This is a genomic window from Variovorax sp. 10N432 (assembly GCF_056394465.1).
Map to the genome: position 1 here is coordinate 1 of NZ_JBFTHX010000011.1, position 25,028 is coordinate 25,028.

The 25,028-nt window shown below is 69.7% G+C and carries 21 protein-coding genes, 1 other RNA gene and 1 pseudogene; 10 read left to right on the top strand and 13 right to left on the bottom strand.

The features are described 5' to 3' along the window. The 9 genes and pseudogenes from AC1DF3_RS14855 to AC1DF3_RS14895 form a co-directional block, all read right to left on the bottom strand. A pseudogene (locus AC1DF3_RS14855) lies at positions 1–149 on the bottom strand (electron transfer flavoprotein subunit beta/FixA family protein); the annotation flags it as partial. 30 nt (positions 150–179) lie between these two features. Beyond that, entirely contained in the window at positions 180–1,166 is a 987-nt protein-coding gene (locus AC1DF3_RS14860; RefSeq protein ID WP_478140021.1) for a Bug family tripartite tricarboxylate transporter substrate binding protein, read from the bottom strand. A gap of 34 nt (positions 1,167–1,200) precedes the next feature. Then, the gene (locus tag AC1DF3_RS14865) at positions 1,201–3,141 is read right to left on the bottom strand and encodes an acyl-CoA synthetase (RefSeq protein WP_478140022.1); all 1,941 of its coding nucleotides are present in this window, start codon (positions 3,139–3,141) and stop codon (positions 1,201–1,203) included. A gap of 66 nt (positions 3,142–3,207) precedes the next feature. Continuing rightward, entirely contained in the window at positions 3,208–4,206 is a 999-nt protein-coding gene (locus tag AC1DF3_RS14870) for a Bug family tripartite tricarboxylate transporter substrate binding protein (RefSeq protein ID WP_478140023.1), read from the bottom strand. A gap of 19 nt (positions 4,207–4,225) precedes the next feature. Beyond that, the gene (locus AC1DF3_RS14875; RefSeq protein ID WP_478140024.1) at positions 4,226–5,425 is read right to left on the bottom strand and encodes a CaiB/BaiF CoA transferase family protein; all 1,200 of its coding nucleotides are present in this window, start codon (positions 5,423–5,425) and stop codon (positions 4,226–4,228) included. Next, the gene (locus AC1DF3_RS14880; protein WP_478140025.1) at positions 5,425–6,561 is read right to left on the bottom strand and encodes an acyl-CoA dehydrogenase family protein; all 1,137 of its coding nucleotides are present in this window, start codon (positions 6,559–6,561) and stop codon (positions 5,425–5,427) included. The genes AC1DF3_RS14875 and AC1DF3_RS14880 overlap by 1 nt, the downstream gene beginning before the upstream one ends. 10 nt (positions 6,562–6,571) lie before the next feature. Beyond that, the gene (locus AC1DF3_RS14885; protein ID WP_478140026.1) at positions 6,572–7,780 is read right to left on the bottom strand and encodes an acyl-CoA dehydrogenase family protein; all 1,209 of its coding nucleotides are present in this window, start codon (positions 7,778–7,780) and stop codon (positions 6,572–6,574) included. Positions 7,781–7,852: 72 nt separating this feature from the next. Further along, positions 7,853–9,043, bottom strand: a complete 1,191-nt coding sequence (locus AC1DF3_RS14890; RefSeq protein WP_478140027.1) for an acetyl-CoA C-acyltransferase — start codon at positions 9,041–9,043, stop codon at positions 7,853–7,855. Between the two features lie 29 nt (positions 9,044–9,072). After that, complete coding sequence (locus tag AC1DF3_RS14895; RefSeq protein WP_478140028.1) at positions 9,073–11,199, bottom strand: 3-hydroxyacyl-CoA dehydrogenase NAD-binding domain-containing protein; 2,127 nt, start codon at positions 11,197–11,199, stop codon at positions 9,073–9,075. A 129-nt stretch (positions 11,200–11,328) separates the two neighbouring features. On the opposite strand from AC1DF3_RS14895, the gene AC1DF3_RS14900 reads away from it, so the two are divergent. From AC1DF3_RS14900 to htpX, 7 genes are all read left to right on the top strand, one after another. Next, complete coding sequence (locus AC1DF3_RS14900; RefSeq protein ID WP_478140029.1) at positions 11,329–12,243, top strand: LysR family transcriptional regulator; 915 nt, start codon at positions 11,329–11,331, stop codon at positions 12,241–12,243. Positions 12,244–12,333: 90 nt separating this feature from the next. Further along, positions 12,334–13,596: a putative DNA modification/repair radical SAM protein gene (locus AC1DF3_RS14905; RefSeq protein WP_478140030.1), complete on the top strand. Its 1,263-nt coding sequence runs from the start codon at positions 12,334–12,336 to the stop codon at positions 13,594–13,596. Then, positions 13,596–15,038 (top strand): UdgX family uracil-DNA binding protein, encoded by a 1,443-nt coding sequence (locus AC1DF3_RS14910; RefSeq protein WP_478140031.1) that lies wholly within the window; start codon positions 13,596–13,598, stop codon positions 15,036–15,038. Before AC1DF3_RS14905 ends, AC1DF3_RS14910 begins: the two co-directional genes overlap by 1 nt. A 26-nt stretch (positions 15,039–15,064) precedes the next feature. Next, positions 15,065–16,105, top strand: a complete 1,041-nt coding sequence (gene pyrC, locus AC1DF3_RS14915) for a dihydroorotase (RefSeq protein WP_286533991.1) — start codon at positions 15,065–15,067, stop codon at positions 16,103–16,105. Further along, complete coding sequence (locus tag AC1DF3_RS14920; RefSeq protein WP_478140032.1) at positions 16,102–16,893, top strand: NYN domain-containing protein; 792 nt, start codon at positions 16,102–16,104, stop codon at positions 16,891–16,893. The genes pyrC and AC1DF3_RS14920 overlap by 4 nt, the downstream gene beginning before the upstream one ends. Before the next feature lie 10 nt (positions 16,894–16,903). Further along, the gene (locus AC1DF3_RS14925; protein WP_478140033.1) at positions 16,904–17,674 is read left to right on the top strand and encodes a DUF3025 domain-containing protein; all 771 of its coding nucleotides are present in this window, start codon (positions 16,904–16,906) and stop codon (positions 17,672–17,674) included. Positions 17,675–17,825: 151 nt separating this feature from the next. Continuing rightward, positions 17,826–18,701, top strand: coding sequence for a protease HtpX (gene htpX, locus AC1DF3_RS14930; protein WP_286533987.1), 876 nt, complete (start codon positions 17,826–17,828; stop codon positions 18,699–18,701). Here the strand turns inward: htpX and AC1DF3_RS14935 are convergent, their stop codons facing one another. After that, positions 18,702–20,366, bottom strand: a complete 1,665-nt coding sequence (locus tag AC1DF3_RS14935) for an NAD(P)/FAD-dependent oxidoreductase (RefSeq protein ID WP_478140034.1) — start codon at positions 20,364–20,366, stop codon at positions 18,702–18,704. Between the two features lie 77 nt (positions 20,367–20,443). Between AC1DF3_RS14935 and AC1DF3_RS14940 the strand changes: the two genes are divergently transcribed. Both AC1DF3_RS14940 and AC1DF3_RS14945 read left to right on the top strand, forming a co-directional pair. After that, positions 20,444–20,710 carry a ribbon-helix-helix protein, CopG family gene (locus AC1DF3_RS14940; protein WP_286368833.1) on the top strand — a complete coding sequence of 89 codons (267 nt, stop codon included), beginning with the start codon at positions 20,444–20,446 and terminating at the stop codon, positions 20,708–20,710. Further along, positions 20,685–21,095 carry a type II toxin-antitoxin system VapC family toxin gene (locus AC1DF3_RS14945; RefSeq protein WP_478140035.1) on the top strand — a complete coding sequence of 137 codons (411 nt, stop codon included), beginning with the start codon at positions 20,685–20,687 and terminating at the stop codon, positions 21,093–21,095. Before AC1DF3_RS14940 ends, AC1DF3_RS14945 begins: the two co-directional genes overlap by 26 nt. A gap of 108 nt (positions 21,096–21,203) precedes the next feature. On the opposite strand, the gene cysK is transcribed toward AC1DF3_RS14945, so the two are convergent. Next, on the bottom strand, positions 21,204–22,124 hold the full coding sequence (gene cysK, locus AC1DF3_RS14950; RefSeq protein WP_478140036.1) for a cysteine synthase A: 921 nt from the start codon (positions 22,122–22,124) through the stop codon (positions 21,204–21,206). Positions 22,125–22,196: 72 nt separating this feature from the next. Here cysK and rnpB point away from each other — a divergent pair. Next, positions 22,197–22,533: RNase P RNA component class A (rnpB, locus tag AC1DF3_RS14955), an RNA gene on the top strand. A gap of 66 nt (positions 22,534–22,599) precedes the next feature. On the opposite strand, the gene AC1DF3_RS14960 is transcribed toward rnpB, so the two are convergent. Together AC1DF3_RS14960 and AC1DF3_RS14965 are read right to left on the bottom strand one after the other, a co-directional pair. Then, the gene (locus AC1DF3_RS14960) at positions 22,600–23,310 is read right to left on the bottom strand and encodes an RNA pseudouridine synthase (protein ID WP_478140037.1); all 711 of its coding nucleotides are present in this window, start codon (positions 23,308–23,310) and stop codon (positions 22,600–22,602) included. Then, positions 23,307–24,992 carry an MBL fold metallo-hydrolase gene (locus tag AC1DF3_RS14965; protein WP_478140038.1) on the bottom strand — a complete coding sequence of 562 codons (1,686 nt, stop codon included), beginning with the start codon at positions 24,990–24,992 and terminating at the stop codon, positions 23,307–23,309. Before AC1DF3_RS14965 ends, AC1DF3_RS14960 begins: the two co-directional genes overlap by 4 nt. Positions 24,993–25,028 lie beyond the last annotated feature (36 nt).

The window sequence follows — 25,028 nt, forward strand, 5'->3', positions numbered from 1 at the left end:
TTCAGGCGCACGGCTTCTTCGACGGCGATCTCGTCGAAGGGGTTCATGCTCATCTTGACGTTGGCAATATCGACACCGGTGCCGTCGCTCTTCACGCGCACCTTGACGTTGTAGTCGACGACCCGCTTGACGGGAACAAGAATCTTCATGGTTGGCACTCCTTCAGTCTGGATGTGAGTTCACTCGAGCTTGGCGCCCGATTGCTTGATCAGGCGCTCCCAGATCGGGCGCTCCTTCTGGTACGCGGCCGCGAATGCCTCGGGCGAGCTGTCCTTGATCTCGAAGCCCATCGCTGCGACCTTGGCCTGCACGTCGGGCTGCTGCGTCGCCTTGCGCACCTCGTCGGCCAGCCGCTGCACGATCGGCTTCGGCGTGTTGGCCGGCGCGGCGATCGCCAGCCAGCCGGTGACCCGGTAGGCCTCGTCCTTCAGGCCCTGCTCGGCCAGTGTCGGCACGTTGGGCAGCGTGCTCATCCGGCGTTCGCCCGTGACGCCGATGGCCTTGAGCTTGCCGGCCTCGATGTGCGGCTTGGCCACCAGCGCGCTGGCGTAGGCCATCTGGATCTGGCCGCCGATCAGGTCCTGCAGCATCGGCGCCTCGCCCTTGTAGGCGACATGGTTCATGTCGGCCTTCTGCGTCAGGCTCATGTGGGCGCCGGCCAGGTGCGGATAGGCGCCCACGCCGTACGAGCCGTAGGCCAGCTTGCCCTTGTGGGCGCTGGCGTACTGGAGCAGCTCGGGGCCGGTCTTGACCGGCACGCTCGGATGCACCACCAGCACCAGCGGGGCCATCGCGATCTGGTAGACCAGCGTGAGGTCGCGCTGCGTGTCGTAGGGCAGCTTCTCGTAGAGGAACTGGTTGGTCAGCAGGGAGTTGCTGAGCGACAGCACGATCGTGTAGCCGTCCGGTGCCGCCTTGGCGACCGCGTCGGTGCCGATGATGCCGGCGGCGCCGGGCTTGTTGTCGATGATCACGGGCTGGCCCATGCCGGCCGCCATCTTCTCGCCGATCACGCGTGCCAGCACGTCGGTGGCGCCGCCGGCGGCGAAGGGAACGACCATCTTGATCGGCTTGTTCGGGTAGGCCTGTTGCGCCTGGGCGGGCGCGATGGCGCAGAGGGCGGCGGCGCAGAGCCACGCGCGGCGGTTCGAGAGCAGGGGGGTCAAGGCTTGTCTCCGGTTCGGTTTCTTGAAAGTGGGGCTACTTCAGCAGCACCTGCGTCTTGAACGGCAGCCGTCCCAGCGCATCGTGCAGCTGCAGTCGCAGCGATTCGGCCTGCGTGCCGGTGGCGGCCGCATCGATGAGCACCCGCAGCGCGCTGTCGCCGTCGGCCTGCACCTGCGGCCGCGCCGGGCTGGCGATGCCGAGCGCCGCGCAGGCTTCGTCGACCATCGCCGTGGCGACCTTGCGCGCGGCCATCGCGCGCAGCTCGGGCTTGTAGATCTTGCCGACGTTGGTCATCGGCATGGTCTCGATGACGATCACCGAACGCGGCTTGGCCGGGGCTTCGTCGACCCGCGCGGCCGTGAAGTCGAGCAGTTCGGACTCGCTCGCCGAGGCGCCCGGGATCAGGGTCGCGAAAACCACCGGCAGCTCGCCCGCATAGGCATCGGGCGCCCCGACCGCGGCGCACAGCTGCACCGCGGGATGGGCGCCGAGCGCGTCCTCGATCACCTTCGGGTCGATGTTGTGGCCGCTGCGGATGATCAGGTCCTTCGAGCGGCCGCTGAGGTTGAGCCGGCCCTCGGCGTCGAGCCAGCCGAGGTCGCCGGTGGCCAGCCAGCCGTCGGCGGTGAAAGCCTTGGCGTTGTCGGCCGGATCGACGAAGCCCGAGAACAGGTTCGGCGACTTGAACAGCACCATGCCCTGCTCGCCCACGGGCAGGTCGCGCTCGCTGGCGTTGCCGTGTTCGTCGAGCGCCACGATGCGCAGCTGCGAATAGGGCAGGCGGAAGCCGACGCAGCCCGCGGGGCCGACCACGCCCGGCGGCGTGATGGTCGAGATCCCGGCCATCTCCGTCATGCCGAGGCTCTCGTGCACGTGCAGGCCGAACAGGCGCTCGAAGCGCGCGGCGAGCTCGGGCGCGAGCACCGCCGCGCCGGTGCGGCAGTAGTTGATCGACGAGATGTCGGCGCCGTCCAGCGGCACGTTGGCCAGCGCCGCGAGCACCGTCGGCACCGCCGACAGCGAGGTCGGCCGGTACTTCTCGACCAGCCGCCAGTAGTTGGCCAGCACCTGCTTGTTGCGCAGCAGCGTGGTGGTCGGGATGATGACTTCGACGCCGGCCGACAGCGAGGCCAGCGAGGCCGGCAGCACGCCGGCCACGTGGAACAGCGGGTAGCCGTTGATCGATGCGTCGTTCGGGCCCTGGCCGGTCATGTTGACGCTGGCCCAGGCGGTGAAGACCTGCGCCCCGTGGCTGTGGCGGGCGAGCTTGGGCGCGCCGGTGGTGCCGCCGGTGTGGAAGTAGGCGGCGATGTCGCCCGGCGCGATGTCGCGGCCGCTCACGAGCCGGTCGTCGGGCTCGGCGGCGCGCAGGGCGCCGAAGTCGGCCACGCCCGCGGGCAGTTCGTCCGCGCTGCCGGGCGCCTCGTCGTGCGGCGCGACGCGCAGCAGCGTCGTGAGCGTCGGCACCTGGCCGCGCAGCCGCATCGCCTTGGCCCACATGCCGGAGTCGGCATCGGAGCCGTAGGCGATCAGCACCTTGGCGCGGCCCGCGGTCATCAGCGCAACCAGCTTGTCGTCGGTCAGCAGCGGGTTGAGAGGCTGCACGATGCCGGCCGCCTCGCCGCCCCACAGCGCGAGGTGGTAGTCGAGGCAGCCCGGCAGCAGCACGGCCACCGCGTCGTCGGGGCCGACGCCGAGCCGGTGCAGCAGGTTCGCGGTCTGGTGGATGCCGGCCAGCAGCTGGGCATAGGACCAGCGGATCGGTTCGTCCGCCGGATCGCCGCTGCGCAGGAAGGTCAGCGCGGTCTTGTCGCCGAAGGCGGCGCCGGCATTGCGGAAGATCTCGTAGGTGCTGCGCACCGTGAGCGCATCGGCCAGCGGCGTGGCCTCGAGCCTGCGGATGTCGTCGAGGCTGCGGATCGGAAACGATGCGCTGAAGGGCGCTGCGGCCCGGGGTTCGATGCGGCTGCTCATGGGTCGTGTCTCCTGCAGTTTCTTCCTTGCCATCATGCGCCGGCCCGGCGCCGGCGCCTACCGTGTCTACTGGTTCTTGATGTTGTTGTCGCGGATGACCTTGCCCCAGCGCTCGTAGTCCTGGCGCATGCGCGCGCTCATCTGCTCGGGCGTCTGGAAAGCCGCGAAGGTGCCTACGCCCTCGAGCTTCTCCTGTACTTCCTTGTCGGCCAATGCCTTCTTCAGTTCGGTGTTCAGGCGTGCGATCACGTCCTTGGGCGTGCCGGCCGGTGCCAGCATGCCGCCCCACGAAGTCGCGTCGAAACCGGGGAAGCCCTGTTCGGCCACCGTCTTGACATCGGGCAGCAGGCTCAGCCGCTTCGACGAGCCGACCGCGATCGCGCGCAGGGTGCCCGAGCGGATGTGCGGCAGCACCGCGATCAGGTCCGAGAACATCATCGGCACCTGGCCGCCGATCAGGTCGGTCACGGCCGGCGCGCTGCCGCGGTAGGGCACGTGCTGCATCTCGAACTTGCCCACGTTCTTGAGGCTTTCGGTCGTCAGGTGGCCGAAGCTGCCGGCGCCCGCGGTGGTGTAGTTGAACTTGCCGCCGTCGGCACGGGCCTTGGCGATCAGCTGCTGCAGGCCGGTGACCTCGGGCAGCGCCTTCGGGTTCACGACCATCACGATCGGCAGGTCGTAGGTGGTGCCGACCGGCGTAAAGTTCTTGAAGATGTCGTAGCTGGTCGGGCCGTAGAGGTGGCCGGCCAGCAGGGTCGGCGTGGCCAGCATCACGAGCGTGTAGCCGTCCGGCGCCGCCTTGGCCGCGATCGCTGCGCCGATGGTGCCGGAGGCGCCGCCGCGGTTGTCGATCAGCACCGGCTGCTTGAGGCCTTGCGCCATCTTCTGGCCGATGATGCGGGTCGCGACGTCGGTCGGGCCGCCGGCCGGGAAGGGCACGATGATGGTGATCGGCTTGGTCGGAAAAGCCTGGGCGAAGGCGCCGCCGGCGAGAAGCGGCAGTGCCAGGGAGAGCAGGGCGCGGCGCGCCGGATTGCGAACGGAAACGGGAAGGCGAAAGGACATTGGGTACGGTTCAGTGGCGTCAGAGGACACCGTTGGATTTCAGTTGCGAGAGCTTTTCGTCGGACAGGCCGAGCAGCGACTGCAGCACCTCGTGCGTGCCTTCGCCGAGCTGGGGCGGTGCATTGCGCACCGGCAGCCGCTCGCCGTCGAAGCGGTAGGGCGGGGCCAGCACGTTGACCGTGCCGGCCACCGGATGCGGCTGCGTGGTCACGAGGCCGGCCTCGGTGGCGCGCTTCGATTGCAGCGCCTCGAGCAGACCGAGCACCTCGCCGCACGGGATGCCCGAGCGGGTCAGCTGCGCGAGCAGCGCGCCGCGCTTGCGACGGCCGAGCTCGCGGTTGATCTCGGGCATCAGCGCCGCGCGGTTGGCGGAACGCAGGATGTTGGTCTTGAAGCGCTCGTCGGCCGCGAGGTCGGGCCGCTCGATCACGTCGGTGCAGAAGCGCGCGAACTGGCTGTTGTTGCCGACCGTGATCACCAGCGGTCCGTCTTCGGCGTCGAACACGCCGTAGGGCACGATCGACGGATGCGCGTTGCCGTAACGCGGCGGGTCTTCGCCCAGCAGCAGCGCCTCGAGGCCGTAGTAGGCCGTGATCATCAGGCCGCAGTCGAACAGCGCCATCTCGACGTGGCGGCCACGGCCGGTCTTCTGGCGTTCGAACAGCGCCGCCAGGATGGCTTGCGCCGAGTACATGCCGGTGAACAGGTCGACCGCGGCGACACCGAACTTGAGCGGCGGCTGGTCGGCTTCGCCGTTGATCGCCATCAGGCCGGCCTCGCCCTGCACCACCAGGTCGTAGCCGGGGCGCGCGGCCTCGGGGCCGGTGCGGTCGTAGCCCGAGATCGAGCAATAGACCAGGCCCGGGTTGATCTCGCGCAGGGCCTCGTAGCCCAGGCCGAGCTTGTCGATGCCGCCGAACTTGAAGTTCTGGATCAGCACGTCGCACTTCTTGACCAGCTCGCGCACGATCTCCTGGCCTTCGGCGGTCTGCAGGTCGATCGCGACCGAGCGCTTGTTGCGGTTGACGCTGTTGAAGTAGGCGGTCTCGGTGTTGCCGACGCGCAGGCCCCAGTCGCGCGTGTCGTCGCCGCGCACCGGGTGCTCGACCTTGATCACCTCGGCGCCGAAATCGGCCAGCACCATGCCGCACCAGGGGCCGGCCAGGATGCGCGAGAGGTCGAGCACGCGGACGCCCGCGAGCGGCAGCGCGCCGTTCATCAGTGGACCTCCTTGCCGAGCGCGATGTAGCGCTGCAGGTGGTGGTCCTCGTCGCCGAGCTGGTGGTCGATCATGACCAGGCGCTTGGCGTAGTGGGCCAGTGGCAGTTCCCAGGTCATGCCGATGCCGCCGTGCAGCTGGATGCTCTCTTCGGCCACCAGCGAGCCGATGCGGCCGATGCTGAACTTGGCCGCCGACAGCGCGCGCTCGCGCGTCACGCGGTCGGCGTCGATGGCCGCTGCCGCGTTGATGACCGCCGAGCGGGCCTGCTCGATCTCGAGCAGCAGGTCGGCCATGCGGTGCTGCAGCGCCTGGAAGCTGCCGATCAGCATGCCGAACTGCTTGCGCGTGCGCAGGTACTCGAGCGTCTCGGTCTTGGCCGCTTCCATGGCGCCCAGCGCCTCGGCGCACAGGGCGAGCACGCCGCGGCCGATGGCGCGCTCCAGCGTGGCGTGGGCCTGCCCTTCGGTGCCGAGCAGTGCATCGGCGCCGAGCGCGAGCTTGTCGAAGCGGAGCTCGGCCACGCGGCCGCCATCGATCGCGGGGCACTCTCGCACCGCCAGGCCGGCGGTCTTCGCCGGCACCAGGAACAGCGAGATGCCGGCTTCGTCGTCGACCGCACCCGCGGTGCGCGCCGAGACCACGAACAGGTCGGCCTGCGCGCCCTGCTGCACCACCACTTTGGCGCCGTCGAGCACCCAGCCGTCAGCGCTTCGCGCGGCACGCGTCTCGACGCGCGCGAGTTCGTAGTGGCTGCCGGCCTCGTCGTGGGCCAGCGTCGCGATCGTGGTGCCGCCGATGATTTCGGCCAGCAGGGCCTTCTGCGTCTCGTTGCCCGCGGCCGAGATCGCCTCGCCGGCCATCACGGCGCCCAGCAGCGGCTCGACCACCAGGCCGCGGCCCAGCGCCTCGAAGACCACCGCGATATCGAAGCCGCCGCCACCGAAGCCGCCGTCGGCCTCGCCGAACAGCGCGCCGATCACGCCGAGCTCGGCGAACTGGCGCCAGATATCGGCGCTGAAGCCTTCGGGCGATTTCGCGATGCGGTCGCGCGTGTCGAAGGCGTACTGTTCCGCGATGAAGCGGTTCAGGCTGTCGGCGAGCATGCGCCGGTCTTCGCTGTGTTCGAAATTCATGGCGTTGCCTTCAGAGCCCCAGGATCATCTTGGAGATGATGTTCTTCTGGATTTCATTGGAGCCGCCGAAGATCGACAGCTTGCGGTTGTTGAAATAGCGCGCCGCCGCGGCGGCCGAATACTCGGGGCCGAACGGATGGCCGTCGAAGCCGTCCTCGAGCGCCTCGGCCACGAAGGGCCGCGCCTGCGCGCCCATCGCACGCCGCGCCAGCGACGAGATCTCCTGCCGGATCTCGGTGCCGCGGATCTTCAGCATCGAGCTCTCGGCCCCCGGCACGCCGCCGCCGGCCACCGCCGCGATCACGCGCAGGTTGGTGGTCTTCATGTTCTCGAGGTCGATCTCGACCCGGGCCATGCGCGCGGCGAAGGCCGGATCCTCGGCCAGCGGGCGGCCGTTCTTGCGTTGCCTGGCGGCAATCGCCTTGAGCTGCGCCATCGCAGCCACCGAGAAGCCGACGCCCGCGATGTTGGTGCGCTCGTAGGTCAGCAGGTACTTGGCGCAGGTCCAGCCCTTGTCTTCCTCGCCGACCAGGTTCTCGGCCGGCACCCGCACGTCGGAGAAGAACACCTCGTTGACCTCGTGCTCGCCGTCGAGCGTGATGATCGGCCGCACCTCGACGCCGGGCGACTTCATGTCGATCAGCAGGAAGCTGATGCCTTCCTGCTTCTTGGCTTCGCGGTTGGTGCGCACCAGGCAGAAGATCATGTCGGCGTGCTGGCCGAGCGTGGTCCAGGTCTTCTGGCCGTTGACGATGTAGTGGTCGCCCTGGGCGTCGATGCCGCGCACCGCCTGGGTCTTGACCGAGGCCAGGTCGGAGCCCGCGCCGGGTTCGGAGTAGCCCTGGCACCACCAGTCGCTGCCGTCGAGGATGCGCGGCAGCCAGTGGCGCTTCTGCGCCTCGTTGCCGTACTTGATCAGCACCGGGCCGAGCATGTTGACGCCGAAAGGCACGATGCGCGGCGCATGGGCGAGCGCGCATTCGTTCTCGAAGATGAACTTCTCGACCGCGGTCCAGCCCGGGCCGCCGTACTGTTCGGGCCAGTGGTTGGCGAGCCAGCCGCGGGCGTTGAGGATGGCATGCCATTCCTGCATGTCGGCCTTCGACAGATGCCTGCCGGTGGCGACCTTGTCGGAGAGGCGGGCCGGCAGCTTGTCGGCCAGGAAGGCGCGCACTTCGCTGCGGAAGGCTTCTTCTTCGGGGGTGAAGTTCAGGTCCATGGTGGGTCCTTCTAGTCAGTTGAGGACAGAGCAAAAACTGCTGCGCAGTTTCTTGGTCTGTCCCGCAAGGTCTCAATAGATCTCAAACAATCCCGCCGCGCCCATGCCGCCCGCAATGCACATCGTCACCACCGCGTACTTCGCGCCGCGCCGCTTGCCCTCGATCAGCACGTGGCCCGCGAGCCGTGCGCCGGTCATGCCGAAGGGATGGCCGATGGAGATCGCGCCGCCGTCGACGTTGAGCCGCTCCGACGGAATGCCCAGCTTCTCCTGGCAGTAGATCGATTGCGAGGCGAAGGCTTCATTGAGCTCCCACAGGTCGATGTCGTCGACCTTGAGGCCATGGCGCGCCAGCAGCTTGGGCACGGCGAACACCGGGCCGATGCCCATCTCGTCGGGCTCGCAGCCGGCCACGGCGAGGCCGCGGAAGGCGCCCAGCGGCTTGAGGTTGGCGCGCTCCGCGTCCTTGGCTTCCATCAGCACGCAGGCAGAGGCGCCGTCCGACAGCTGCGAGGCATTGCCGGCGGTGATGAACTTGTCATCGCCCATCACGGGCTTCAGCTTGGCGAGCGCCTCGTAGGTGGTGCCCCGGCGATTGCAGTTGTCCTCGGTGGCGGTCACTTCACGATGCGTGACGGCCTTGGTCTCCTTGTCGGTCACGGCCATCGTGGTGGTGCAGGCCACGATCTCTTCCTTGTAGCGGCCGGCGAGCTGCGCCTCTTCGGTCTTGCGCTGGCTCTCGGCCGAGAAGCGGTCCTGCGCTTCGCGGCCGATGTTGTAGCGCTGGGCCACGATGTCGGCGGTCTCGATCATCGCCATGTAGAGCGCCGGCTTGTGCTCCTGGATCCAGGGGTCGATGCCGCTGTCGCCGGCATCGGTGGCGCTGCGGGTGCGGATCTGCGAGATGCTCTCGACGCCGCCCGCGATCATCGCCGGGGCGCCGTCGACCACGATGCGGCCGGCGGCCATCGCGATCGCCTGCAGGCCCGAGGCGCAGAAGCGGTTGACCGTGGTGCCGGCGATCGAGATCGGCAGGCCGGCGCGGATGATGCTCTGGCGCGCGATGTTGCGCCCGGTCGTGCCTTCGGGGTAGCCGCAGCCGAGGATCGCGTCCTCGATCAGCGCCGGGTCCAGGCCCGAGCGCTCGACCGCGGCCTTGACCGCGAAGGCGGCGAGCGTGGCGCCCGGCGTGATGTTGAATTCGCCGCGGTGCGCCTTGGTGAGCGGGGTGCGGGCGGTGGAAAGGATGACGGCTTCGCGCATGGGGTGTCTCCTGAGATGGACTTGGGCGATTACTCGGATTGATTCAAGCTGGCGAAATCAGCGCCGCGCTCCACCAGATCCACCAGCAGCGGCGAGGGCTTCCAGAACACCGGGTCCTGCTTGGCGAATTCGCGGATGTCGGCCAGCACCTTCGGCAGGCCCACCATGTCGGCGTACTTCATCGGCCCGCCGCGAAAGCGCGGGAAGCCATAGCCGTAGAGGAAGGTGACATCGACGTCGAGCGGCCTGAGCGCGATGCGCTGGTGCACGACATTGGCGCCCTCGTTGATCATGGCCGCCATGTAGCGGCGCATGATCTCGTCCTCGCTGAAGCTGCGCGGCGTGATGCCGGCGCGCTGGCGCTCGGCATCGATGATGGCGAGCACTTCGGGGTCGGGCTGGCCGGTGCGTGCGCCTTCGGGATAGAGGTAGTAGCCGCGCTGGGTCTTCTGGCCGAACCAGCCGCGTTCGCAGATGCGGTCGGCCACCTGCACGTAGCGCGCCTGGGGGTCCCGCGTGGCGGCCTTGCGCTTGCGCGTGGCCCAGCCGATGTCGCCGCCGGCCAGGTCCGAGACCTGGAACGGGCCCATCGGGTAGCCGAAGTTGCGCACCGCCGCGTCGATCTCGTACGGCGAGGCACCGTCTTCCATCATGTGGTCGGCTGCCTGGCGATACACCGCCAGGATGCGGTTGCCGATGAAGCCGTCGCAGACGCCGGCGCGCACCGGCACCTTCTTGAGTTTCTTCGCCAGCTCGAAGCCGGTCGCGACCACGTCGGCACTGACCTTGGCCGGCACCACGATCTCGAGCAGCTTCATGATGTTGGCCGGCGAGAAGAAGTGCAGGCCGACCACGTCGCCGGGGCGCGAGATGCTGGCCGCGATCTCGTCGATGTCGAGGTAGGAGGTGTTGGTGGCCAGCACCGCGCCGGGCTTGCAGACGCGGTCGAGTTCGGCGAACACCGCCTTCTTGACCGCCATGTCCTCGAACACCGCCTCGACCACGATGTCAGCCTTGGCCAGCGCATCGTAGGAGGTCGAGCCCGAGAAGCGCGCCATCACGCTGTCCTTGGCCTCGGGCGTCATGCGGCCCTTCTTGACCAGGCCGTCGTAGACCTTCTCGACGTTGGCGCGGCCGCGCGCGAGCTGCACATCGTCGCGCTCGATCATCGTCACCGGCATGCCGGCGTCGAGCATCGCCACCGCGATGCCGGCGCCCATGGTGCCGCCGCCGATGATGCCGGCCGATTCGAGGGCGCGCGGCTTGGCGGCCTTGGTCTCCGGCGCCTTGAGCACCTCGCGTTCGGCGAAGAAGGCGTGGATCAGGCCGGCCCGCTGCGGGCTGTCGATGCACTGCAGGAACAGCTTGCGCTCGAGCGCCATGCCTTCGTCGAAGGGCTTGGTGAGCGCGGCTTCGACGGCTTCGATGATCTTCATCGGCGAGAACAGGCCGCGGCTCTTCTTCGCGGTGTCGGCGCGCGCGGCTTCGAGCGCGGCGCGGCTGGCTTCGGCATCGGCCAGCGCCTGGGCGTCGCGCGTGCGGCGCACCGGCGCCTTGGCGGCGACCAGTTCACGCGCATAGGCCAGGCCTTCGGGCAGGGCCTCGCTGCCTTCGCCGAGGCGATCGACCAGGCCGAGCGCGAGCGCTTCCTTGGCGCCGGCGTGGCGGCCGCTCAAGATCAGTTCGAGCGCGGCCTTGGCGCCGATCAGGCGCGGTGCGCGCTGCGTGCCGCCCGAGCCCGGCAGCAGGCCCAGAGCGACTTCCGGCAGGCCCAGCTTGGCCGAGGGCACGGCCAGGCGATAGTGGGCCGACAGCGCGATCTCGAGCCCGCCGCCCAGCGCCGCGCCCTGGATCGCGGCCACCACCGGCTTGCTGCAGTTCTCGATCGCGGCGCAGACCTCGGGCAGCGACGGCGGCTGCGGCGTCTGGCCGAACTCGCGGATGTCGGCGCCGGCGATGAAGTTGCGTCCGGCCCCGACGATCAGCACGGCCTTGGCCTCGCCGTCGGCCTCGGCCGCGGCGATCGCGGCGGCCAGGCCGCGCCGGACGTCGACGCCCAAGGCGTTGACCGGCGGGTTGTCGATGGTCACGACCAGCACGTCGGCTTGGCGCGTGAAGCTCACGGGGGAGGCGGAAGAGGGGGTGGTCTGGGCCATGGGGTGTCTCCGATTGCTTGACGGGGCGATGGGTCCGGGATGAACCCAGCATTCTTGACCCGGCTCCGGCCTTTGACAATTGCATTGACCATTGACAGACTGTCAAAGGATTTTTGACACAATGTGGCCATGGACCTGCAATCGCTGACCCTTCTGGTCGAGATCCTCGATGCCGGCAACCTGAGCGCGGCGGCGCGGCGGCTCAAGATGAGCCGCGCCAACGTCAGCTACCACCTGAACCAGCTCGAGCGCTCGGTCGGCGCCCAGCTGGTGCGCCGCACCACTCGGCGCGCCGAGCCGACCGAGATCGGCCTGCGCCTCTACCAGCACGGCCTGGCGATCCAGGGCGAGCTGCTGGCGGCCCGGGAATCGGTCACCACGCTGGGCCAGAGCCTGCAGGGCCGGGTGCGCCTGAGCGTGCCGAGCGGCTACGGCCAGCTTGTGATGTCGGGCTGGCTGATCGATTTCAAGCGCATGTACCCTGGCATCGTGCTCGACGTGCTGTTCGAGAACCGGATCGAGGACCTGCTGCGCGACGAGGTCGACATCGCGATCCGCGTGATACCCGAGCCGCCGCAGAACCTCGTGGCGCGCGAGCTCGGGCCGGTGCGCTACGTGGCCTGCGCCTCGCGCGGCTACGCCGAGGCGAACGGCCTGCCGACCCAGCTCGACCAGTTGCAGGGCGCGCCGGTCGTCACCTCGGCGGTGGTCGGGCGCCAGCTGCGCGTGTCGGCCTACCAGGGCGAGGAGCGGCGCGAGGTGATCCTCGAGCCGACGCTGATCTCGGAGAACTTCCTGTTCCTGCGGCAGGCGATCCTGGCCGGGCTGGGCATCGGGCTGGTGCCCGACTACGTGGTGCTGGACGACGTCCGCCGCGGCGAGGTCCTGACCACGCTCGACGACTGGCGGCTCAGCATCTTCGGCACCGGGATGTACATGCTCTACATGCCGAACCGCCAGCACACGCGGGCGATCCGGACTTTCATCGATTTCATTCTGGAGCGGGTGCGGGGCAACGCTGCGGCGGAGCCGCCCGCGCCGTAGCGGGCTTCGTTGCGCTCCGATGCCAACGCGCCGCGGAGGGTCTTGCGGCGCGGTCAAAATACTGTTTATTCATCCAGTAACTGGCGCCCCATGGACCTCCAGCAGAAACTCGCCATCCTCGCCGACGCCGCCAAGTACGACGCCTCGTGCGCGTCCAGCGGCACGAGCAAGCGCGACTCGCTCGGCGGCCGCGGGATCGGCTCGACCGAGGGCGCCGGCATCTGCCACAGCTACGCGCCCGACGGCCGCTGCATCTCGCTGCTCAAGATCCTCCTGACCAACCACTGCCAGTACGACTGCCTCTACTGCGTCAACCGGGCCTCCAGCAACGTGCCGCGCGCGCGTTTCCGCGTCGACGAGGTGGTGCAGCTGACGCTCGACTTCTACCGCCGCAACTGCATCGAGGGCCTGTTCCTGTCGAGCGGCATCGTGAAATCGCCCGACCACACGATGGAGCAGGTGGTCGAGGTGGCCCGCGCGCTGCGCGAAGACCACGACTTCCGCGGCTACATCCACCTGAAGACGATTCCCGATGCCAGCGACGAGCTGCTGCTGCGCGCGGGCCGCTACGCCGACCGCCTGAGCATCAACGTCGAGCTGCCGACGGCCGCCGGCTTGAAGGCGCTGGCGCCCGAGAAGGACGAGGGCGCGATCCGGCGCTCGATGGCGCGGCTTCGGCTGCACATCGACGAGCGCGAGGAGGACGCCCGCCGCGTGCTGCCGATCCGCGCGCTGCCGGCCGCGGCCCCCAGGGCCGTGAAACCGCCCCGCTTCGCGCCGGCCGGGCAGAGCACGCAGATGATCGTCGGCGCCGACGCCACCGACGACCGCGGCATCCTGGCGTCGAGCGCCACGCTCTACGGCGCCTACCGCCTGAAGCGCGTGTACTACTCGGCCTTCAGCCCGATTCCCGATGCGGCGCGCGCCTTGCCGCTGCAGGCGCCGCCGCTGATGCGCGAGCACCGGCTCTACCAGGCCGACTGGCTGATGCGCTTCTACGGTTTTGCGCACGACGAGATCGTGGCCGCACCGGACGGGCTGCTGCGGCTCGACGTCGATCCCAAGCTCGCCTGGGCGCTGGCGCATGAGGAACGTTTTCCGGTCGACCTCAACACGGCCCCCCGCGAATGGCTGCTGCGCGTGCCCGGCCTCGGCGTCAAGGCGGTCGCGAGCCTGCTGCAAGCCCGGCGCGTGCGGCGCCTGCGGGCCGAGGACCTGCAGCGGCTGCACCTGCCGGCGCGCAAGGTGCTGCCCTTCGTGCAGGTCGACGGCCACCGGCCCGCGGCGCGGCCGCGCGCGGTGCACGAGGCCCGCGCGCGCCAGGCACGGCAGCAGCAGGCGCCGCTGTTCTGATGGCGCGCCACAGCGTGCGCCTCGACGGCGCGGCCGACCGCGAGGGCTTCCGGCGCGAAGCGAGGCGGCTGCTCGGGCAGGGTGCCGAGCCCTCCGAGGTCGACTGGTCGGACGACGACACGCCGCGCGGCGCCACGGGCTCGCTGTGGGGCGACGAAGCGCCCGGCGAGCCCGGCCATGCGCCGGGAGCGCCAGCGGTGGTGCGCGTGCCCGCAGGCTTCGCGGCGCTGTGCGACGAAGCCCTGCTGCACAGCGAACCCCAGCGCTTCGGGCTGCTCTACCGCCTGCTTTGGCGGCTGCTGCGCGAGCCCGCCCTGCGGCACGATCCCCTCGACGCCGATCTGCTGCGGGCGCAGCAACTGGCCCGAGAGGTCCGCCGGGACATCCACAAGATGCGTGCGTTCGTGCGCTTCACCCGCGTCGACGGCGAGCGCCATGTCGCCTGGTTCGAGCCCGAGCACCACATCGTCGAAGCCAATGCGCCCTTCTTCATGCGCCGCTTCGCCCAGATGCGCTGGGCCATCCTGACGCCCGAGCGCTGCGTCGAATGGGACGGCGCCGATCTGCGTTTCGGCCCGGGTGCCGACCGCCGCGAGAAGCCGCCGCCCGATGCCGGCGAGCAGCTCTGGCTGACCTACTACGCCCACATCTTCAATCCGGCGCGGCTCAAGCTGGCGATGATGCGGCGCGAGATGCCGCGTCGCTACTGGCATAACCTGCCCGAGGCGGCGCTGATCGAGCCGCTGTCGGCAGCGGCCGGCGAGCGCAGCCGCGCCATGATCGAAGCGCCGCCGACGCCGGCCCGCCGCATCCGGGCGCCGATCCCGCTGCATCCGATGCCGGCGGAGGGCGCCGTGCCACGGTCGCTCGACGAACTGCGACTTGCCGCCAATGCCTGCCGGGCCTGCCCGATCGGCGCCCTGGCGACGCAGGCGGTCTGCGGCGAAGGGCCGCCGCAGCCGGCGCACATGCTGGTCGGCGAACAGCCCGGCGACCTCGAGGACCTGGAGGGCCGGCCCTTCGTGGGCCCGGCCGGGCAGTTGCTCGACCAGGCCATGGCACACCTGGGCTGGCCGCGCGATGCGGTCTACCTGGCCAACGCGGTCAAGCACTTCAAGTACGAGCTGCGCGGCAAGCGCCGCATCCACAAGTCGGCGGCCCAGCGCGAGGCCGAGGCCTGCGCGGGCTGGCTGGCGCACGAGATCGCGCTGGTGCGCCCGCGCGCTCTGGTCGCCCTGGGTGCCACCGCGGCACGGGCCCTGCTCGGCCGGCCGGTAGCGGTGCAGTCCGAGCGCGGGATCTGGCTCCGGGAGCGCAGCGACGGCCTGCCGGTCTTCGTGACCTTGCATCCCTCGGCGCTGCTGCGGCTGCCCGACGACCAGCGGGCCGACGCCTGGGCGCGCTGGCTGGCCGACCTGGCCCTTGCCCGACAGCGGGACTGACGCTGCGCGATGGGACAATCGACCCCATGACCACCCCCGCCGACACCCTCACGATCACCCGCCCCGACGACTGGCACCTGCATGTGCGCGACGGCGCCGCGCTCGAAGCCGTGCTGCCGCATTCGGCCCGCCAGTTCGGCCGCGCGCTGATCATGCCCAACCTGCGCCCGCCCGTGACCACCGCGCAGCAGGCGCTCGACTACCGCACCCGTATCCTCGAGGCGCTGCCCGCCGGCTCCGCTTTCCAGCCCGTGATGTCGCTCTACCTGACCGACAAGCTGCCGCCCGACGAGATCGAGCGCGCCGCCGCGGCCGGCGTCCGCGCCCTCAAGCTCTACCCCGCCGGCGCCACCACCAACAGCGATGCCGGCGTGACCGACATCAAGAAGACCTACGCCACCCTCGAGGCGATGCAGAAGCACGGCCTGCTGCTGCTGGTGCACGGCGAGGTGACCGACCCGGCGGTCGACCTGTTCGACCGCGAGGCGGTCTTCATCGACCGCGTGATGATCCCGCTCCGGCGCGATTTCCCCGAGCTCAAGGTGGTGTTCGAGCACCTGACGACGAAGGAGGGCGCCCACTACGTGCGCGATGCGAATCGCTTCACCGCCGCCACGATCACGGCGCACCACCTGCTCTACAACCGCAACGCGATCTTCACCGGCGGCATCCGGCCGCACTACTACTGCCTGCCGGTGCTCAAGCGCGAGACCCATCGCGTGGCGCTGGTCGAGGCTGCCACCAGCGGCAGCGACCGCTTCTTCCTCGGCACCGACAGCGCGCCCCACCCGGCTGCGCTCAAGGAGCATGCGCTGGGCTGCGCCGGCTGCTACACCGCGCTGACCGCGATCGAGCTCTACGCCGAGGCCTTCGACAACGCCGGTGCGCTCGACAAGCTGGAAGGCTTCGCGAGCTTCCACGGCCCCGACTTCTACGGCCTGCCGCGCAACACCGACAGCGTGACCCTGCGGCGCGAAAGCTGGACCGTGCCCGAGACCGTGCCCTACGGCGACGCCACGCTGAAGCCCTTGCGAGGCGGCGAAACCGTGGCCTGGAGGCTCGCATGAGTCTTTCGCCAAGAGTCATGCTGCTGGTCGACGCCGACAACGTGTCGGCCGACGTGATCGAGCAGGCGGTCGAACGCACCCTGGCCGAGCACGGCGCGGTGCATGTGCGGCGCGCCTACTGCAATGCAGAGACCGCACTCAAGCAGCAGTCGCTGTTCAAGCGGCTGTCGATCCGGCCGATGGTCAACCTGTCGGCCGGCAAGAACAGCACCGACATCGCGCTGGCGGTCGACGCCATCGACCTGGTGATCGCCGAGCGGCCGGATGTCGTGGTGCTGGTGTCGTCCGACTCCGATTTCGCGCCGCTGGTGATCCGGCTGCGTGAAAAGGGCTGCCGCGTCTGCGGCATCGGCCAGCAGGGCAAGACCGGCGAGGAGACCGTGGCGATCTACGACAGCTTCGTCGACCTCCAGCATCATTCGTCTTCGAGCAAGGCCGCCGTCGCCAGGCCCGCCGCCCGGCAGGCCGCCAAAGCGGAGCCCGCACCCAAGCCCGCCGCCAAGCGCACCGCGCGTGCGCCGCGCCGCACCAAGGCCGAAGCGCCCGCCCCGGCGCCGCGCGCCCCGGTGCTGCCCGATGACGTGCTGCACATCCTCGATGCCGTGGCCGAGCTCGGCATGGGCAACAAGGTCGAGCTCAACGTCGCGGCCGAGCGACTGCGCGCCGCCAAGCTGCTCGGCAAGAGTGCGAGTTCGCCCAAGCTGTTCAAGAAATACCCCGAGCTGTTCCTGCTGACCCCCGAGAAGACGCCCAACAAGGTCCAGTACATCGGGCCGATGCCGGCCTGAGGCGACGGCGATGGCTGCCGGACTGGCCGTCGACGCCGCAGCGCCCTGGCTGGCGCCCTTTGCGCCCTGGGCGCAACGGGTGGCGGCAAGCACGTCATCCGGCCTCGGCGTGGCCGAGGCGCTGGCGAGCGAGCCGTCGCCCATCGACCTGGCCGCCGGGCCGCTGCGCTTCGTCGCGGGCGACAGCGCGGGCGCAGAAGCCTACGAGGCTTTCATCTTCCGTACCGCGGGCGTGCCGACGCGGGACAACCTGCACGATCTCTTCAACGGCCTGGCGTGGCTGCGCTTTCCGCGCGCCAAGCGGCGCCTGAACGAACTGCAGGCGGCGGAGATCGCACGCGCCGGCATCGGTGCCACCCGCGGGCCGCTGCGCGATGCGCTGACCCTCTTCGACGAGAACGGCGCGGTGCTCGAAGCCCCCGCAGCCTTGTGGGAGGCGCTGCTCGCGCGCGACTGGCAGCGGCTCTTCGTCACGCGGCGGGACCTGTGGCGCGACGCCCGGCTGCAGGTTTTCGGCCACGCGCTGCTCGAGAAGCTGGCCGCCCCGCGCAAGGCGGCCACCGCCCATGTGCTGGTGGCGCCGGGCGCCAGCCCGTCGCTCGGCCCGGAAGACACAAGGATCGCGGCTGCGCTCGATCCCGCCTGGCTCGCCACCAAGCCCTTCGTGCCGCTGCCGGTGCTGGGCGTCCCGGGCTGGTGGGCGCCCAACGAGGCGCCGGCCTTCTACGACGACCCGTTCGTGTTCAGGAGCCCGCGGCCGCGGCGCGAGATTTCCTTCTGATTCCAGTTGGTATTCGGTGCTTTGTCAGCCCTGAGGGACTTAATCTTGCTTCCCACGGTTCCTCCTATGATGGCGCCCGAACCCTTGCAAGCCGGGTCGCGACCCTCATGTCCAGAGGCGGACACCCCTGTTTTCCCACGGAGAATCCAACTTGAAACGCATCCTTCTTTTCGTCCTGACCAACGTGATGGTGGTCGCGGTTCTGGGCGTGGTTGCCAGCCTGCTGGGCGTCAACCGCTTCCTCACGGCCAACGGGCTCAACCTCGGGGCGCTGCTCGGCTTCGCCCTGATCATGGGTTTCGGCGGCGCGATCATCTCGCTGCTGATCAGCAAGCCGATGGCCAAGTGGTCGGCCGGCGTGCGGATCATCAACGACCCGCAGTCGCCCGACGAGGCCTGGATCGTGCAGACCGTGCGCAACTTCGCCGACAAGGCCGGCATCGGCATGCCCGAGGTCGGCATCTTCGAAGGCGACCCGAACGCCTTCGCCACCGGCGCCTTCAAGAACTCAGCGCTGGTGGCGGTGTCGACCGGCCTGCTGCAGAACATGACGCGCGAAGAGGTCGAGGCCGTGATCGGTCACGAGGTGGCGCACGTCGCCAACGGCGACATGGTCACGATGACCCTGATCCAGGGCGTGATGAACACCTTCGTCGTGTTCCTGTCGCGCGTGATCGGCTATGCGGTCGACAGCTTCCTGCGCCGCAACGACGAACGCTCGTCGGGTCCGGGCATCGGCTACTTCGTGACCACCATCGTGCTCGACATCGTGCTGGGCTTCGCCGCCGCCATCGTGGTGGCCTGGTTCTCGCGCCAGCGCGAATACCGTGCCGACGCCGGCGCCGCGCAGCTCATGGGCCGCAAGCAGCCGATGATCAATGCGCTGGCGCGCCTGGGCGGCCTGCCGCCCGGCGAGCTGCCGAAGTCGGTCGAGGCCATGGGCATCACCGGCAAGCTCGGCAGCCTGTTCGCCACCCACCCGCCGATCGAGCAGCGCATCGCGGCGCTGCAGGGCGCGCAGGGTTGATCAGCCGGCGCGCGCGGCCATGCTGCGCGCGACCGCTTCGGCGACCTTGATGCCGTCGACCCCCGCCGAGAGAATCCCGCCCGCATAGCTCGCGCCTTCGCCGGCCGGGTACAGGCCGCGCACGTTGAGGCTCTGGAAGTCCTCGCCGCGGGTCATGCGGATCGGCGACGAAGTGCGGGTCTCGACGCCGGTCAGCACCGCGTCGTGCAGGTCGAAGCCCTTGATCTTGCGGCCGAAGGCCGGGAAGGCCTCCCGCATGGCTTCGATCGCATAGGCCGGCAGCGCGGCGTGCAGATCGCCGGGCGTGACGCCCGGCTTGTACGACGGCTCGACACTGCCGAGTGCGGTCGAGGGCCGGCCGGCGATGAAGTCGCCGACCAGCTGGCCCGGCGCGCGGTAGTCGCCGCCGCCGAGCACGAAGGCATTCGATTCCAGCGAGCGCTGCAGTTCGATGCCGGCCAGCGCCGGGCCGGTGCGGCCGTCTTCCCAGCCCGGGAAGTCGCGCGGCTCGATCCCCACCACGATCCCCGCGTTGGCGTTGCGCTCGTTGCGCGAGTACTGGCTCATGCCGTTGGTCACGACCCGGCCCGGCTCGCTGGTGGCGGCCACCACGGTGCCGCCCGGGCACATGCAGAAGCTGTAGACCGAGCGGCCGTTGCTCGCGTGGTGCACCAGCTTGTAGTCGGCGGCGCCGAGCAGCGGATGGCCGGCATGCCGGCCCCAGCGGGCGCGGTCGATCAGGCCCTGCGGATGCTCGACCCGGAATCCGATCGAGAAAGGCTTGGCCTCGATGTGGACGCCGCGCGAGTGCAGCATCTCGAAGCTGTCGCGCGAGCTGTGGCCGAGCGCCATCACCACGTGGTCGGCGCGCAGCTCTTCGATCTTGCCGGTCTGCTGGTCGCGCACGACCAGGCCGCGCAGCGTCTTGCCGCCATCCGGGCCGTCCTCGAGCAGCACGTCGGTCACGCGCTGCTCGAAGCGGATCTCGCCGCCGAGCCGGACGATCTGCTCGCGCATGTTCTCGACCACCTTGACCAGCTTGAAGGTGCCGATGTGCGGGTGCGCGACGTAGAGGATCTCGGGCGGCGCGCCGGCCTTGACGAACTCCTCCATCACCTTGCGGCCGAGGAAGCGCGGGTCCTTGATCTGGCTGTAGAGCTTGCCGTCGGAGAAGGTGCCGGCGCCGCCTTCGCCGAACTGCACGTTCGACTCCGGGTTCAACACGCTCTTGCGCCACAGGCCCCAGGTGTCCCGGGTGCGCTGGCGCACGGTCTTGCCGCGCTCCAGCACGATCGGCTTGAAGCCCATCTGGGCCAGCATCAGGGCGCAGAAGATGCCGCAGGGGCCGAAGCCGACCACCACCGGACGCAGCGACAGCGCGGCGGGCGCCTCGACCGGTGCCTGCCAGGACATGTCGGGTGTCGCGCCGATGCGCGGGTTTTCGGCGAACTTCGCCAGCAGGCGGGCTTCGAGCGCCGGATCGGAGATCGCCACGTCGACGATGTAGACCTGCAGCAGTTCGGCCTTTCGGGCGTCGAAGCTGCGCTTGAAGACCGTGTGGCCGGCCATGGCGTCGGCACCGATGCCGAGGGTGGAGGCGATGGCCTGGGGCAGGGCCGCCGCGTCGTGGGCGAGGGGGAGCTTGATTTCGGAGATGCGGATCATGGCTGGAGGCCCGTATCGATCGGGCAAGGGCTGTGACCCCGCGAGTGTATTACAATTTTGTATTACGGAGACGATCCATGACCCTGTCGATTCGATTGCCGGCGGAAGACGAGGTGCTGCTCGAGCGCGCCGCCGAGGCCCTGCGCATCAGCAAATCGGAATTCATCCGCCGCAGCATCGCCGCCTATGCGGCCAAGGTGATGCCGATCGACCGTGCGGCGAGCGAGATCGACGCGATGTACATCGGCCAGGGCGGCGGCCTGCGGCAGCCCGGGCAGGTGGCGAATCCGGCCAAGCGCGCGATCCTGGAGCGGCTGCGTGAAAAGCACGGATACGCTCGCTGACACCGGCTTCCTGGTCGCGCTTTTCAACGACGGCGACGCCCACCATGCGGGCGCCGTCGCGATGCTGCAGCAGCTGTCCGGCAGGCGTCTCTACACGGTCTGGGAAGTGCTGACCGAGGCCGGTCACCTGCTCGACGATCGCGCGTGGCTCCACCTGCTGCGCTGGGCCGCCGCCGGTCGGCTGACCGTGCTGGCAAGCGACCCGGCCGACCTGTCCGAGATCRCCGACTTCACCGAGCGCTACGCCGACCTGGCGGACGTGGCGCTGGTCTTCGCCGCCGATCGGACCGGCATCTACAACGTGCTGACGGTGGATCGCAAGGACTTCGACCGCTATCGAAGTCCGCGTGGGCAGCGGCTGAAGCGGATCTGGGTCAAGGATTGACGGGCGGCTGCATCTAGGGCGGCGCATCTAGTCAGTTGAGGACAGAGCAAAAACCGCTGCGCGGTATCTTGGTCTGTCCCGCAAAGTCTCACTCTGTCCCGCAAGGTCTCACCCAGGCAAAAACCCATCCACCGACAGGTAGCGCTCACCGGTGTCGTAGTTGAACCCCAGCACCACCGCATCGGCCGGCAGCGAGGGCAGTTTCTGCGCGATCGCGGCCAGGGTCGCGCCCGACGAGATGCCGACCAGCATGCCTTCCTCGCGCGCACAGCGGCGCGCCATTTCGCGCGCCGGCTCGGCGTCGACCTGCAGCACGCCGTCGAGCAGGGCGGTGTCGAGGTTCTTCGGGATGAAGCCGGCGCCGATGCCCTGGATCGGGTGCGGCGAGGGCTGGCCGCCGGAGATCACCGGCGAGGCCACCGGCTCGACCGCGAAGACCTGCAGCTTCGGCCACTTCTTCTTGAGCACGCGGGCGCAGCCCGTGATGTGGCCGCCAGTGCCCACGCCGGTGATCAGCACGTCGATGCCATCGGGGAAGTCGGCCGCGATCTCCTCGGCCGTGGTGCGTTCGTGGACCTCGATGTTGGCCGGGTTGTTGAACTGCTGCGGCATCCAGGCGCCGGGGGTTCCGGCGACGATTTCCTCGGCGCGCGCGATCGAGCCCTTCATGCCCTTCTCGCGCGGCGTCAGGTCGAAGCTGGCGCCGTAGGCCAGCATCAGCCGCCGCCGCTCGACCGACATGCTGTCGGGCATCACGAGGATCAGCTTGTAGCCCTTGACCGCCGCCACCATCGCGAGGCCGATGCCGGTGTTGCCGGAGGTCGGCTCGACGATGGTGCCGCCAGGCTTCAGCGCGCCCGAGCGCTCGGCGTCCTCGACCATCGACAGCGCGATGCGGTCCTTGATCGAGCCGCCGGGGTTGGCGCGCTCGCACTTGATCCAGACCTTCTGCGTGGCGTGGCCGAAGAGGCGCTGGATGCGGACATGCGGCGTGCCGCCGATGGTTTGCAGGATGGTGTCGGCTTTCATTCGGTCTCCTTGGGGCCGGGCCCCGGGGTCGGAAAAAGGGGAGGAGCGCCATTGTGGCGATAATCCGCGGGTGGAGCACGCCGGACCGCCGCTGGTGCAAGTCTCGAAAGAGCGCACTGGAGGAACGTCCGGACTGCACAGGACAGCGCAGGAGCTAACGGCTCCCCACCGCGAGGTGAGGATCAGAGCAACAGAGACGAGTCGGCCAGGGGCAACCCCGGCCGGGTGAAACGGGCAATCTCTGCGCGCAGCAACACCAAGTAGGCCAGCGTCGATGTGGTTCCGCAGAGCTGGCGGGTAGGTGGCATCGAGCCGTTTGGCGACAAACGGCCCAGAGTAATGGCGGTCACGCTGGGGGCTCGCAAGAGTCCTCAGTGCACAGAATCCGGCTTACAGGCGTGCTCCACACTTTTTCTGATCAGTTGAGGACAGAGCAAAAACTGCTGCGCAGTTTCTTGGTCCGTCCCGCAAGGTCTCAGAAGCGTTCGTTCGGCGTCAGGTAACGCCACTGCCCCGGCAACAGCCCCGACAACGGCACCCGCCCGATGCGGATGCGCTTCATCGCCAGGATCTGCAGCCCGGCGTCGTCGCAGATGTGGGCAATCTGGCCCGGACGCGCGCCCTTCAGCGCGAAGCGCAGGCCGGTGTGGCCCTCGGCCTGCTGGCCGATGCTGACGCGCGCCGGCGAACGCTCCAGGCGGGCCAGCGTCTCGGGACCGACCGGGCCGGCGACGTCCACCATCACCTCGTGCTCGATGATGCCGGCGTCTTCCTGCAGCTTGCGCTCGACCCGGAACTCCTGCGTGAACACCACCAGCCCGCTGGCGCCGGTCTCCAGCGGCGTCATGCAGCGCTGGGCCGCCACGTGGCGCGGCAGGAAGCGCAGGCCGGCGCGTTCGGGTTCGTGGTGGTTGGCCGCCACCAGCAGCCGGTGCGCCGTCTCGGTCGCCATGCCGGCGGGCTTGTGCAGCAGCAGCGTGACCGGCACCACCGGCTCGGGCCGGGCGCCGGATTCGATCTCGACCTGCTGGTGCGCATGCACCCGCGCCTGCGGCACCAGCGCCGGCTGGCCGTCGACCCGCACCGCGCCGTTCTCGATCAGCAACTCGGCCTCGCGCCGCGAGCAGCCGGCCAGCGCCGCGACCCGCTTGGCGAGCCGGATCCCTTCGTCGTCGGCGTCCTTCATGGCTTGGCCATCTGCTGGATGCGCTCGACATGCGCCGCCAGCGAGCGCGCCGCCACCGGCCACATGCGCTCGGGCACGTCGTCGTAGGCCAGCGGCAGCCACTGCTCGGGCGTGCCCTCGGGCAACTGGCGCATCGCCGCGGCGATCTTGGCCTCGCGCTTCAGGCGGTGCGCCTTCAGGTGGGCGATGGCGGCGCGGGCCTCGCCCAGCACGTAGCCGTGGGCCGGCAGGATGAAGCCGATCCCGCCGTCGGCGCAGGCCGCGTCGAGCTTGTCGAGCGAGTCGAGGTAGGCGTTCATGTTGCCGTCCGGTGGATCGACCACGGTGGTGCTGCCGTTGAGGATGTGGTCGCCCGAGAACAGCAGTCCGTCTTCTTCGAGCACCAGGCACAGGTGGTTGGCCGCATGGCCCGGCGTGTGGATCACGCGCAGCGTGTGCAGCGGCACCCGCGTCTCGCCGCTGTCGCTGATGGCCGGCGTGGTCAGGACCAGGCGCTCGCCGTCCTGCAGCACCCGGTCGGGCGTGAAGCGGGCGGTGGAGCGGGCCGTCGGCGCCGAGGCCAGGCCGAGGATCGGCGGGCTCGTCTTGCACAGCTTCTGCAGCGGCAGGGCCCCGGGCGAATGGTCGGCATGCGAATGGGTGCAGACGATCATCCGGATGTCGCCCTGGGTCGCGCGCCACAGCCGGCCGATGTGGTCGAAGTCGTTCGGACCCGGATCGATCACGATGTAGCCGCTGTCGGCGTCGCCGACGATGTAGCTGTTGGTGCCGGGGCCGGTCATGGCGCCCGGGTTCGGCGCGGTCAGGCGCTGCACGTTCTTCAAGAGCGGCACCGCCTGCGTGCTCTGCCAGTCGAGCGTGTGGACGATCTGGCCGTCGGGGCTGACCAGCGCCAGTTCGCCGAAGGCCGACTCGGTCTCCATGTAGCGGGCTTCCTGCCCGGCCAGCCAGCCGGCGCGCGGGCAGCTGGTCCAGATCGGGCCTTCGCCGGCGGCGCGGTTGGCGCAGGCGTCGAGCACCGCGTCGACCGTCGGGTAGGCGACCATGCGCTCGAGTGTGCGCACGGTCGGAAAGATCATGAAGAAGCCGCCGGCCGCATGGCGCGCCAGCGCGTCGGCCGGGCGCACCCAGCAGGGTTCGAACTGCTCGGTCTCGTCGGCGGTCGGCGTCTGGCCCTCGGGCATGCGCGCCACCAGGAAGGGGACGTCGAAGCGCTTGGGCAGGTCGCGGTCGGTGATCCAGTGGGCGAAGGTGAACACCTTGTCGGTCGACAACAGCAAGCCGCGCGCCACGCACTGGTCGGCGAAAGCCACCGTGGTGCTGGCGGTGCCGCGGTCCATCGCGGCGACTTCCTCGGCGCTCACGGGCCGGCCGTCGGGGTGATGCGCCAGCAGCACGCCCAGTTCCTCGAAGCTCTCGCGGATGGCCGCGATGGCCTGGGTGAGCTGCACCCGGCTCTGGGTGCGGCGGCGCGTCGCGATCGCGCGCGCGGTGGTGTCGCCCTCGTCGATGCGCCCGCCGGGGAACACATAGGCGCCGGGCGCGAAGCTGGCGTTGGCGGAGCGCCGGGTCATCAGCACTTCGATGCCGTCGGCCGTGTCGCGCAGCAGCAGCACGGTCGCGGCGGCGCGGACCGGCGCCGGCTCGCGCTGGGGATGGAGATATTGGGTGGGGCGTACCATGGCTCGCGATTATCGGGAGATCGGGCGCCGCGTGCG

What these genes read in the sequence shown, in the direction of transcription:
- AC1DF3_RS14965 (WP_478140038.1), bottom strand. Translation starts at nt 24,992, where the DNA reads ATGGTACGCCCCACCCAATATCTCCATCCCCAGCGCGAGCCGGCGCCG.
- AC1DF3_RS14925 (WP_478140033.1), top strand. Translation starts at nt 16,904, where the DNA reads ATGGCTGCCGGACTGGCCGTCGACGCCGCAGCGCCCTGGCTGGCGCCC.
- AC1DF3_RS14935 (WP_478140034.1), bottom strand. Translation starts at nt 20,366, where the DNA reads ATGATCCGCATCTCCGAAATCAAGCTCCCCCTCGCCCACGACGCGGCG.
- pyrC (WP_286533991.1), top strand. Translation starts at nt 15,065, where the DNA reads ATGACCACCCCCGCCGACACCCTCACGATCACCCGCCCCGACGACTGG.
- AC1DF3_RS14875 (WP_478140024.1), bottom strand. Translation starts at nt 5,425, where the DNA reads ATGAACGGCGCGCTGCCGCTCGCGGGCGTCCGCGTGCTCGACCTCTCG.
- AC1DF3_RS14885 (WP_478140026.1), bottom strand. Translation starts at nt 7,780, where the DNA reads ATGGACCTGAACTTCACCCCCGAAGAAGAAGCCTTCCGCAGCGAAGTG.
- cysK (WP_478140036.1), bottom strand. Translation starts at nt 22,124, where the DNA reads ATGAAAGCCGACACCATCCTGCAAACCATCGGCGGCACGCCGCATGTC.
- AC1DF3_RS14895 (WP_478140028.1), bottom strand. Translation starts at nt 11,199, where the DNA reads ATGGCCCAGACCACCCCCTCTTCCGCCTCCCCCGTGAGCTTCACGCGC.
- AC1DF3_RS14900 (WP_478140029.1), top strand. Translation starts at nt 11,329, where the DNA reads ATGGACCTGCAATCGCTGACCCTTCTGGTCGAGATCCTCGATGCCGGC.
- AC1DF3_RS14880 (WP_478140025.1), bottom strand. Translation starts at nt 6,561, where the DNA reads ATGAATTTCGAACACAGCGAAGACCGGCGCATGCTCGCCGACAGCCTG.
- AC1DF3_RS14890 (WP_478140027.1), bottom strand. Translation starts at nt 9,043, where the DNA reads ATGCGCGAAGCCGTCATCCTTTCCACCGCCCGCACCCCGCTCACCAAG.
- AC1DF3_RS14940 (WP_286368833.1), top strand. Translation starts at nt 20,444, where the DNA reads ATGACCCTGTCGATTCGATTGCCGGCGGAAGACGAGGTGCTGCTCGAG.
- AC1DF3_RS14910 (WP_478140031.1), top strand. Translation starts at nt 13,596, where the DNA reads ATGGCGCGCCACAGCGTGCGCCTCGACGGCGCGGCCGACCGCGAGGGC.
- AC1DF3_RS14920 (WP_478140032.1), top strand. Translation starts at nt 16,102, where the DNA reads ATGAGTCTTTCGCCAAGAGTCATGCTGCTGGTCGACGCCGACAACGTG.
- AC1DF3_RS14960 (WP_478140037.1), bottom strand. Translation starts at nt 23,310, where the DNA reads ATGAAGGACGCCGACGACGAAGGGATCCGGCTCGCCAAGCGGGTCGCG.
- AC1DF3_RS14865 (WP_478140022.1), bottom strand. Translation starts at nt 3,141, where the DNA reads ATGAGCAGCCGCATCGAACCCCGGGCCGCAGCGCCCTTCAGCGCATCG.
- AC1DF3_RS14905 (WP_478140030.1), top strand. Translation starts at nt 12,334, where the DNA reads ATGGACCTCCAGCAGAAACTCGCCATCCTCGCCGACGCCGCCAAGTAC.
- AC1DF3_RS14870 (WP_478140023.1), bottom strand. Translation starts at nt 4,206, where the DNA reads ATGTCCTTTCGCCTTCCCGTTTCCGTTCGCAATCCGGCGCGCCGCGCC.